At 71.2% G+C, this 9,234-nt stretch carries 9 protein-coding genes; 6 read left to right on the top strand and 3 right to left on the bottom strand.

Annotated features, from left to right (window positions below; translation table 11 throughout):
* Positions 1 to 75: 75 nt before the first annotated feature.
* The 3 genes from AB0I91_RS37800 (at position 76) to AB0I91_RS37810 (ending at position 3,115) form a co-directional block, all read left to right on the top strand.
* Positions 76 to 1,032: a DMT family transporter gene (locus AB0I91_RS37800; protein WP_499641149.1), complete on the top strand. Its 957-nt coding sequence runs from the start codon at positions 76 to 78 to the stop codon at positions 1,030 to 1,032.
* Positions 1,033 to 1,227: 195 nt separating this feature from the next.
* Positions 1,228 to 1,638 (top strand): SsgA family sporulation/cell division regulator, encoded by a 411-nt coding sequence (locus AB0I91_RS37805; protein WP_498783491.1) that lies wholly within the window; start codon positions 1,228 to 1,230, stop codon positions 1,636 to 1,638.
* 37 nt (positions 1,639 to 1,675) lie between these two features.
* Positions 1,676 to 3,115 (top strand): serine/threonine-protein kinase, encoded by a 1,440-nt coding sequence (locus tag AB0I91_RS37810; RefSeq protein WP_499641151.1) that lies wholly within the window; start codon positions 1,676 to 1,678, stop codon positions 3,113 to 3,115.
* A 34-nt stretch (positions 3,116 to 3,149) separates the two neighbouring features.
* On the opposite strand, the gene AB0I91_RS37815 is transcribed toward AB0I91_RS37810, so the two are convergent.
* Together AB0I91_RS37815 and AB0I91_RS37820 are read right to left on the bottom strand one after the other, a co-directional pair.
* Positions 3,150 to 3,800: a response regulator gene (locus AB0I91_RS37815; protein WP_053721568.1), complete on the bottom strand. Its 651-nt coding sequence runs from the start codon at positions 3,798 to 3,800 to the stop codon at positions 3,150 to 3,152.
* On the bottom strand, positions 3,797 to 5,035 hold the full coding sequence (locus AB0I91_RS37820; RefSeq protein ID WP_498783487.1) for an ATP-binding protein: 1,239 nt from the start codon (positions 5,033 to 5,035) through the stop codon (positions 3,797 to 3,799). The genes AB0I91_RS37815 and AB0I91_RS37820 overlap by 4 nt, the downstream gene beginning before the upstream one ends.
* A 110-nt stretch (positions 5,036 to 5,145) precedes the next feature.
* On the opposite strand from AB0I91_RS37820, the gene AB0I91_RS37825 reads away from it, so the two are divergent.
* Together AB0I91_RS37825 and AB0I91_RS37830 are read left to right on the top strand one after the other, a co-directional pair.
* On the top strand, positions 5,146 to 6,417 hold the full coding sequence (locus AB0I91_RS37825; protein ID WP_499641153.1) for a PspC domain-containing protein: 1,272 nt from the start codon (positions 5,146 to 5,148) through the stop codon (positions 6,415 to 6,417).
* Positions 6,410 to 6,613 carry a hypothetical protein gene (locus AB0I91_RS37830; RefSeq protein ID WP_498783483.1) on the top strand — a complete coding sequence of 68 codons (204 nt, stop codon included), beginning with the start codon at positions 6,410 to 6,412 and terminating at the stop codon, positions 6,611 to 6,613. Before AB0I91_RS37825 ends, AB0I91_RS37830 begins: the two co-directional genes overlap by 8 nt.
* Before the next feature lie 90 nt (positions 6,614 to 6,703).
* On the opposite strand, the gene guaA is transcribed toward AB0I91_RS37830, so the two are convergent.
* Positions 6,704 to 8,263, bottom strand: coding sequence for a glutamine-hydrolyzing GMP synthase (guaA, locus tag AB0I91_RS37835; protein ID WP_499641155.1), 1,560 nt, complete (start codon positions 8,261 to 8,263; stop codon positions 6,704 to 6,706).
* A 51-nt stretch (positions 8,264 to 8,314) separates the two neighbouring features.
* Between guaA and AB0I91_RS37840 the strand changes: the two genes are divergently transcribed.
* Positions 8,315 to 9,091: an aminoglycoside phosphotransferase family protein gene (locus tag AB0I91_RS37840; RefSeq protein WP_499641157.1), complete on the top strand. Its 777-nt coding sequence runs from the start codon at positions 8,315 to 8,317 to the stop codon at positions 9,089 to 9,091.
* The last annotated feature ends 143 nt before the right edge of the window (positions 9,092 to 9,234 follow it).

The following is a 9,234-nucleotide window of genomic DNA, read 5'->3' on the forward strand; positions in this document are numbered from 1 at the left end:
ACGCAACCGTACAGCTGTGCTTAAGGATCGTGCAGAACTATTCACTTGTGCTGATACTTCGGCATCGCGCACAGTGTGGCCGTGAACAAGCCTGGCACGCTGATCAGGATGGGTGTCCTGGCCCTGCTCTGGGGTTCCAGCTTCCTGTGGATCAAGATCGCGCTCACCGGCCTCTCGCCGGTCCAGATCACGCTCACCCGCACCGCGCTCGGCGCGTTGGTGCTGGTCGCGCTCGTCTACTGGAGCAAGCAGCGGCTGCCGCGGGACCGGGCGTCCTGGCTGCACCTCGGCTTCGCCGCGCTCTTCGGCAGCGCGGTGCCGTTCGCGCTGTTCGCGTTGGGCGAGCAGACGGTGGACTCGGGCGTGGCCGGTGTGCTCAACGCCACCACGCCGCTGTTCGCGCTGGGCATCGGCTTGGTCCTGGGCACGGAACGGCAGCGCAACCCGGCCCGGTTCGCGGGTCTCGTGCTCGGCTTTGCGGGCGTGCTGGTCATCTTCGCGCCGTGGCAGAAGGCCGGGCTGGCGAGCTGGGGCGCCCTGGCGTGCCTGGCCGCCGCGGCGTCGTACGCGGTCAGCTACGCCTACATCGGTCACAAGGTGTCCGGGCGCGGCCTGACGCCGATGCAGATCTCCTCGACCCAACTGGTGGCCGCGGCGGGCCTGACGGCGGTGGTGGTGCCGGTGGCCGGGTTGCAGCCGGTGCAGCTGTCGTGGCAGCCGCTGGTCGCCGTGGCGATCCTGGGCGTGTTCGGGACGGGCGTCGCGTTCGTGCTGAACTACCGCGTGATCGAGGACGAGGGCGCGACCAACGCCACGATGGTCGGCTACCTGCTGCCCGTGGTGTCGGTGCTGCTGGGCGCGATGTTCCTCGGCGAGGCGCTCAACCTCCGCGTCGTGCTGGGCATGGTGGTGGTCCTCGTCGGCGTCGCGCTGACCCGCAAGCAGCCCGCGACGGCGATCGTGCCGGTGCCGGAGGAGGCGGCCGAGGACGGCCCGGCGGCTTCGGAGACCAAGGTCGCTACGCTCAAGTGACCTGCGATAACGCACTGTTACCCGCCGGTATGGCGGGACTGGCGGCCAACTGAGACACCCGTCCTGGGCAAACGGGTGGACTTGAGACGCAGGTCTCCCCCGATCGCGTGGTGTTCAGGCGATACGCGTCCTGATTCGCCCTCTCGGACGTCTCCTCACATGAGAGGGACGACTTCGGAAGGGAACCCACAGGACATGAGCAACGACAGCATCACCATCACGACGACGTTCCACCTCCTCGTCCCGGGCGTGGCCCCGGCGCCGGTGGAGGCCGAGCTCCACTACGAACCCGAGGACCCGTACGCGGTAGCCGTGCTGTTCCACACCGGCCAGGGCAAGGTCGAGTGGATCTTCGCCCGGGACCTGCTCGCGGACGGCCTGCTGACCTCCTCCGGCGAGGGCGACATCCTGGTCCGGCCGGCCGCCGACGACCCGGAGCGGGTCCTGGTGGAGCTCAACGCGCCGACCGGCTTCGCCATCCTGTCGGCCGACGCCGAGGACATCGCCGAGTTCCTGGACATGACCTACGACGTGGTCCAGCCCGGCGAAGAGGACCTGTGGATCGACTTCGACCGCGAACTGGCCAAGCTGGTCTCGACCAACTGACACCAACGCGGGCCGCGCCATCGCTTAACCTGCTGGCGTGGCGGAGTCCGGGGGGACAGGAACAAGGACGGGGACGGTCGGCGGTCGGTACGCGCTGGTCGAGCGGGTCGGCAGCGGGGCCATGGGCGTCGTCTGGCGGGCGCGGGACGAGCTGCTGGACCGCGAGGTGGCGGTCAAGCAGCTGCGGTGGCCGGACCTGACGGCCGACGAGCTCGAGGTGGCCAGGGCGAGGGCGATGCGCGAGGCGCGCAACGCGGCCCGGCTGCAGCACCCCGACGCGATCTCCGTGTTCGACGTGGTGGTGGAGGACGACCGGCCGTGGCTGGTCATGGAGTACCTGCCCTCGCGCAGCCTGGCCGGGCTGCTGGCCGAGCGGGGCAGGTTGAGCCCGGACGAGGCGGCCAGGATCGGTGGTCGGGTGGCCACCGCGCTGGCCGCGGCGCACGCGGCGGGCATCGTGCACCGGGACGTCAAGCCGTCGAACGTGCTCATCGGGCACGACGGCACGGTCAAGCTCACCGATTTCGGCATCTCACGAGCCGCGGGCGACGGCACGCTGACCGACAGCGGCATGATCACCGGCACCCCGGCGTACCTGGCGCCCGAGGTGGCGCGGGGCGAGCAGCCGGACCAGGCGTCGGACGTGTTCTCGCTGGGCGCGACGCTGTACGCGGCGACGGAGGGGCAGTCGCCGCACGGGGTGAGCGACAACAGCTTCGGGCTGCTGTACCGGGCCGCGGCGGGGCTGATCGAGCCGCCGACGCGTTCCGGGCCGTTGACGGGTGTGCTGACGAGGTTGCTCGCCGCCGATCCGGCCGGGCGGCCCACGGCGGTGGAGGCGGCCGAGTTGCTGGCCGCTCCCCTGCGGGCCGAGCCGGAGCCGGCCGAGCCTGAGCAGGTCGAATCCGGGCCGGTCGAACCCGAGCTGGTCGGCGGTGGACCGGTCGGCGGTGGATCGTCGCAGGTCACGACCGATCGGCAGGGTGAGCCGGAGGTCGGGTCCGGGGTGCGTAAAGCCGGGTCGCCCGACGGCAAGCAGCGGAAGAGGTGGCTGGCGCCTCTCGTGGCAGCGGTCGTGCTGCTCCTCGGTGCGGGCGCGGTCACGGCGGCCGCGCTGGAGGTCTGGACGTTCGGGGACGCCGCACCGACGACGACGTCCCTGGGCCTCACGGCGAGCGACGCGGCCGAACTCGTGCGCAGGCACTACGAGGCGCTGCCCGAGGACACGGCGGCGGCCTACGCGAACCTGGCCGTGCCGTTCCAGCGACCGTTCGAGGAGTACCAGGCGTTCTGGGGCCAGTACGACGACGTGCAGGCCCAGGGCATCGAGGTCGTCGAGATCAGCCCCGCCAGGTACGCCGTGCGGGTGAACGTGAACTTCACCCACGCGGGCACCGCGTCCTACGGGCGCTACGAGCTCGGCGTGTGGCCCGACGGCGGCAGGTTGCAGATCTTCTCCTCCCAGCAGCTGGAGTAGCCCTGGGAGGAAGCCGGAGGGCGGGGAGCGCCCGTCAGACCAGCCTGCGGTCCGAGGCCCAGCGCGACAGCTCGTACCGGTTCGACAGCTGCGTCTTGCGCAGGACGCTCGACACGTGCGTCTCGACCGTCTTCACCGAGATGAACAGCTCGGACGCGATCTCCTTGTACGCGTAACCACGCGCCAGCAGCCGCAGCACGTCCCGCTCGCGCGGGGTCAGCAGGTCCAGCTCCGGGTCGCTGATCGGAGCCGCGCCGGGACGGTCGGCGAACGCGTCCAGCACGAACCCGGCCAGCCGCGGGCTGAACACCGCGTCGCCCTCCGAGACCCGCACGACCGCGCGCACCAGCTCCTGGCTGGAGATGGTCTTCGTCACGTACCCGCGCGCACCGGCGCGGATGACCGCGATGACGTCCTCGGCCGCGTCGGACACCGACAGCGCCAGGAACACCACCTCCGGCAACGCCGTGCGGACCTGGCGCAGCACCTCCGCGCCACCGCCGTCGGGCATGTGCACGTCGAGCAGCACCACGTCCGGGCGGTGGTGCCCGATGCCCGCCACCGCCTCGCCGACCGAACCGGCCTCGCCGACGACCTCGATCTCGTCGGTGATCGAGTCCAGCTCGGCCCGCACCCCGGCGCGGAACAACGCGTGGTCGTCCACCAGGAACACCCGAACGGTCATGTCCTGGCCCCCGTCTCTCGCTTGTCTGCGGTCTTCCTCGGCATCATCAGCTGCACCTCCGTGCCCTCACCCAGCCGGGTGCGGATCCGGACTTCGCCGCCGTGCCGGTCCATCCTCCCCCCGATCGAGTCCGCGAGGCCATGCCGGTCCTCCGGAACGGTCTTCGGGTCGAAGCCCTTGCCCCGGTCGCGGACGAACACCGCCACCCGTTCCGGCTCGACCTCGCCGTACACGCTGATCTCGCCGACGCCCGCGTGCTTGGCCGCGTTGACCATCGCCTCGCGGGCGGCCTGGACGAGGGCGTACAGGTTCGGGTCCAGCTCGCAGTCGCCCACCACGACCTGCTGCACGGCCAGCGCGAAGCTGTCCTCGACCTCGCCCGCCGCCTTGGCGATCGCGGCGGACATGGTGGTCGGCTGGCTGTTCTCCTCCACGATCCGCCCGTAGAGCCACTCCCGCAGCTGCCGTTCCTGGCCGCGCGCCAGGCGCTTGACCTCGCGCGGCTGCTCGGCCTGCTTCTGGATCAGGGCGAGGGTCTGGAGCACGGAGTCGTGCAGGTGGGCGGCGATCTCGGCGCGCTCCTCGGTGCGGATGCGGACCCGGCGCTCCTCGCCGAGGTCGTTGATCAGCTTGATCCACAGCGGCACGGTGAGCACCGCCACCCCGCCGAGGGTCGCGACCACGGCGAGCAGCGCGAAGCGGAGCTGGTCGATGCCGTAGCTGTTGACCAGCAGCACACCGATGCCGATGGCGACGAGCGCCACGCCCGCGAGGACGCGCACGATCGTGCTGCGGCCCGTGCCGCCGAAGATCCCGGACTTAGCGCCGGCCCGCCAGCGGCGGCGCTGCGCCTCGTCCGCCTCGCGCCAGACCACGGCCGCGCCGACCAGGGCCACCGCGAGCGGCCCCGCGATCCAGCCGCTGACCGGGCCGGAGAACAGGCCGGCGAGCACGGCCGCGGCGATGCCCAGGGCGACCAGGCCGAGCGCCTGCTGGCGTTCCCTCGGGTTCGCGGGCCCTTCCGGCTCGCCGGCCGCGCGTTGGGGCACGAACAGCCACAGCAGGCCGTACGCGATCACGCCGACGCCGTTGAGCGCGGTCAGCGCGGCGAACGCCGCCCGCACCCAGAACACCTCGATGCCGAGGTGGTCGGCGACACCGCCCGCCACACCCGCGACCACCCGGCCGGTCCGCCTGCGGCGCACGGGCTCGACGGCCTTCGTCTCCACACTCACCCGTTGATGGTCACACGCTGGTCCGGGCCGGTCATCAGGGTTCCACCCGATGCGCGGTTCAGGGTGGGCCCCCGATGTGCGGACGGCTCGTGTTGAGCAAGCTTGTCGTCGTGAGCGGGAGCATCAGCGCAGCCAGCGTCGAAGAGACGCTGAAGGACTTCTGGGCCACGCGGCCCAGGCGGCCTCACGACGGTCGCAAGATCGCCGGTGTCGCCGCCGGTATCGCCCAGCGGTACCAGATCGACCCGGTGATCGTCCGGGTGGCGTTCGTGGCCATGGCGTTGTGCAACGGCGCCGGGGTGCTCATCTACCTGCTCGGCTGGTTGTGGCTGGCGCAGGCCGATGACGAGGTGTCGGCGGCGGAGGCGCTGCTCGGGCGTGGGCGCAGCTCGACCCCGACGGCGTTGACGGTGCTGCTCGGGATCGCGGTGATCCCGGCGACCGGGTTCTTCGTGGACGGCGGGTTCACCATGGTCGGCGGCGTGCTGCTGTCCATGGGTGCGATCTACCTGCTGCACCGCGGTCGGGGGCAGCTCAACCGGCCGGAGCCGACCGCGGCTTTCGGGGCCGGGGCCGGGCACGGGGTCGGGCACGGGGTCGGAGTCGGTGATGGTGACGGTGTGGGGGGCAAGGTGTCGACGGACGAGCACACGACCGAACGCGTGACGCCACCGGCTTGGGACCCGCTCGGCGCTGCGCCGTTCGCGTGGGACCTGCCCGAGCCGGCCGGTGCGCAGGAGCCGGAAGGCGCGACGCCCGCGCCGGTGGCGGTGCGCCGCCGCAGGTCGCGGGTGGGGTTGGCGACGTTCGGGGCGTCGCTGGTGGTGCTGGCGGGGTCGCTGGTGGCGTCGGGGTACGCCGACTGGTTCCACGCCCAGCACGTCATCGGCCTGCTGGTCGCGGTGATGGGCGCGGGGATGGTGCTCGGCGCGCTGCGCGGTGGCGGTGGGCGCGGGCTGATCTGGCTCGTCGTGCCGCTGTCGGTGGTGGGCGTGCTGTTGACGTCGGTGGACTTCGACCTGGACGGCAAGCACCTGGGCAGCACCACGGACCGCCCGACGAAGGTGGAGGACGTCAAGGACCGGTACACGGCCGGCCTCGGCGAGGTGACCCTCGACCTGACCGGGTTGCCGAACAGCGGGTCCGTGACGACCGCCGTCGAGGTCGAGGCGGGCAGTGCGCAGGTCAGGGTGCCGGCCGACGCGGACGTGACGGTGAACTGCCGGACGGACCTCGGCTCGGTGCACTGCCTCGGCCGGGAGGCCGACGGTGAGGGGCGGCACGAGGAGGTCACCGACTACGGGGCCGACGGGCCGGGCGGGTTGAAGATCGTGCTCGACGTGCGCAGCGATCTCGGAACGGTGGAGGTGAGTCGTGGCTGACCAGGATTCGATCGAGAAGCGCGGGGTCGACGTGGTGGGGCTGGTGTTCGGGGTCGCGGCCCTGGTCGCAGCCGCCTACATGCTCTCCGACGGCGCGTCGTGGCCCGCGTTCCTCGACCTGAGGTGGGCGTTGGCCGGAGGGGCGATGGTGATCGGGTTGGGGTTGCTGGCGGGGTCGGCCCGTCGGCGGAGGTAGAGGGCGCCGGCGGCGGTAGAGGGGGCAGGGGTAGGGGGAAGAGAAAAGGCCCGTCCTGGGGAGGACGGGCCTTTTCTTCGTGCGGCTCTGCTACTCCCACTCGATGGTGCCCGGCGGCTTGCTCGTCACGTCCAGGACCACGCGGTTGACCTCGTTCACCTCGTTGGTGATGCGGGTCGAGATGCGCTCCAGCACGTCGTACGGCAGGCGCGTCCAGTCCGCGGTCATGGCGTCCTCGCTGGACACCGGGCGCAGGACCACCGGGTGGCCGTACGTGCGGCCGTCGCCCTGCACGCCCACGCTGCGCACGTCGGCCAGGAGGACGACCGGGCACTGCCAGATCTGGCGGTCGAGGCCGGCGCTGGTCAGCTCCTCGCGGGCGATCGCGTCGGCCTTGCGCAGGATGTCCAGGCGCTCCTGGTTGACCTCGCCGATGATGCGGATGCCCAGGCCGGGACCCGGGAACGGCTGGCGCTGCACGATCGTCTCCGGCAGCCCCAGTTCGGTGCCGACGCGGCGGACCTCGTCCTTGAAGAGCGCGCGGAGCGGCTCGACCAGGGTGAACTGGAGGTCCTCGGGGAGACCGCCGACGTTGTGGTGGCTCTTGATGTTGGCCGCGCCCGTGCCGCCGCCGGACTCGACCACGTCCGGGTAGAGCGTGCCCTGGACGAGGAACTGGTAGTCGCCCTCGGCCTTGAGGTCGCGCTCGGCCTGCTCGAAGACCCGGATGAACTCGCGGCCGATGATCTTGCGCTTCTGCTCCGGGTCGGTGACGCCCTTGAGCGCGTCGAGGAACCGCTCGCGGGCGTCGACGGTGACGAGCTTGACGCCGGTGGCGGCCACGTAGTCGCGCTCGACCTGGGCGCGCTCACCCGCGCGCAGCAGGCCGTGGTCGACGAAGACGCAGGTCAGGCGGTCACCGATGGCGCGCTGGACGAGAGCGGCGGCCACCGCGGAGTCGACGCCGCCGGACAGGCCGCAGATCGCCTTGCCGTCGCCGACCTGCTCGCGGATCAGGGCCACCTGCTCGTCCACGATCGAGGACGTCGTCCACTGCGGTCGGATGCCGGCGATCTCGTGCAGGAACCGGCGCAGCACCTCCTGGCCGTGCGGCGAGTGGCCGACCTCCGGGTGGTACTGGACGCCCGCGAAGCGGCGTTCGGTGTCCTCGAACGCGGCCACCGGCGCGCCCTCGCTGGTCGCGGTGACCGTGAAGCCCTCGGGCGCCTTGGTGACGCAGTCGCCGTGGCTCATCCACACCGGGTGGTTGGCGGGCAGCTCCTCGTGGAGCAGGCCGCCGGCCTGCTGGACGCCCAGTTCCGTGCGGCCGTACTCACGGGTGCCGGTGTGCTCGACCGTGCCGCCGAGCGCGCCCGCCATGGCCTGGAAGCCGTAGCAGATGCCGAAGACCGGGACGCCGACGTCGAACAGCTTCGGGTCGACCTGGGGCGCGCCGGGCTCGTACACGCTGGACGGGCCGCCGGACAGCACGATGGCGGCCGGGTCGCGTTCCAGCAGTTCCGCCACGGGTGTGGTGTGCGGGACGACTTCCGAGTAGACCTGCGCCTCCCGGACTCGCCGGGCGATCAGCTGCGCGTACTGCGCGCCGAAGTCGACTACCAGCACAGGGCGGTTGCTGCTCTCGGCCACTGGGGAAAAACCTCTCGTCTGGCGGATCCGCGCAGGTGAAGGATGTCATGCGTGCAGGAAGAAGTGCTCACCGGAGGCGGGCTCAACGAGGTCGTGCGGGTCGGGTCGACGGTGCGGAGGCCGACCGGTCCGTGGACGCCCAACGTGCACCGGTTGCTGGAACACCTTGCGCCGCTTGGCATTTCGCCGGTGGTGCACGGGGTGGACGAGCGCGGGAGGGAGGTGTTGTCGTACCTGGAGGGTGAGGTCGGCCACCCGCCGTTGAGTGCGTCGTTGCGTTCGGACGAGGTGCTGGTGGCGGTGGCGCGGATGGTGCGGCGGTTGCACGACGCGACGGTGGGGGGTGGGGGTGGCTCGGGGGCGGGGGATGGGGTTGAGGCGGGGGATGGGGTTGAGGCGGGGGTTGGGTTGGTTGGTGTGTTGGGTGGGTGGCAGTTCGAGGCGGTTCAGCCGGTGGAGGTGATCTGCCACAACGATCTGGCGCCGTACAACATGGTGTTCCGGGATGGGATGCCGGTCGGGGTGTTCGATTTCGACGGTGCTCGGCCCGGGCCCCGGTGGTGGGATGTCGCGTATACGGCGTATTGCCTGGTGCCGTTTTCGCCGGAGTTCGGGACGGTGGAGGAGCAGCGGAGGCGGGCGGGGTTGTTCTGCGAGGCGTACGGGTTGCCGGTGGCGGGGATGGGGTTGCGGGTGTTGGCGAGGTTGGAGGACATGGTCGCGATGATTCGGGAGAGGCCCGAGTTCTGGCGGCAGAGGGAAGAGGGGCACGAGGAGTACTACTTGGGGCACATCGAGTACGTGCGGGAGAATTTTTCGGGTTTGTAGGTGGGGTGGGGTGGGTTTGTAGGGTGCGGGTGGGGTGGGTCGTTTACTGCCTGGTTCAGTCCGGCTCGATTTGACATGGGGCCCTTACGGGCACCCCAGGCAGGCCAAAGCCGGGCAGGCCTGGCGGGAAAAGCGTCCGCCAA

This window comes from Actinosynnema sp. NPDC049800 (assembly GCF_040656635.1).
Classification (GTDB): domain Bacteria; phylum Actinomycetota; class Actinomycetes; order Mycobacteriales; family Pseudonocardiaceae; genus Actinosynnema.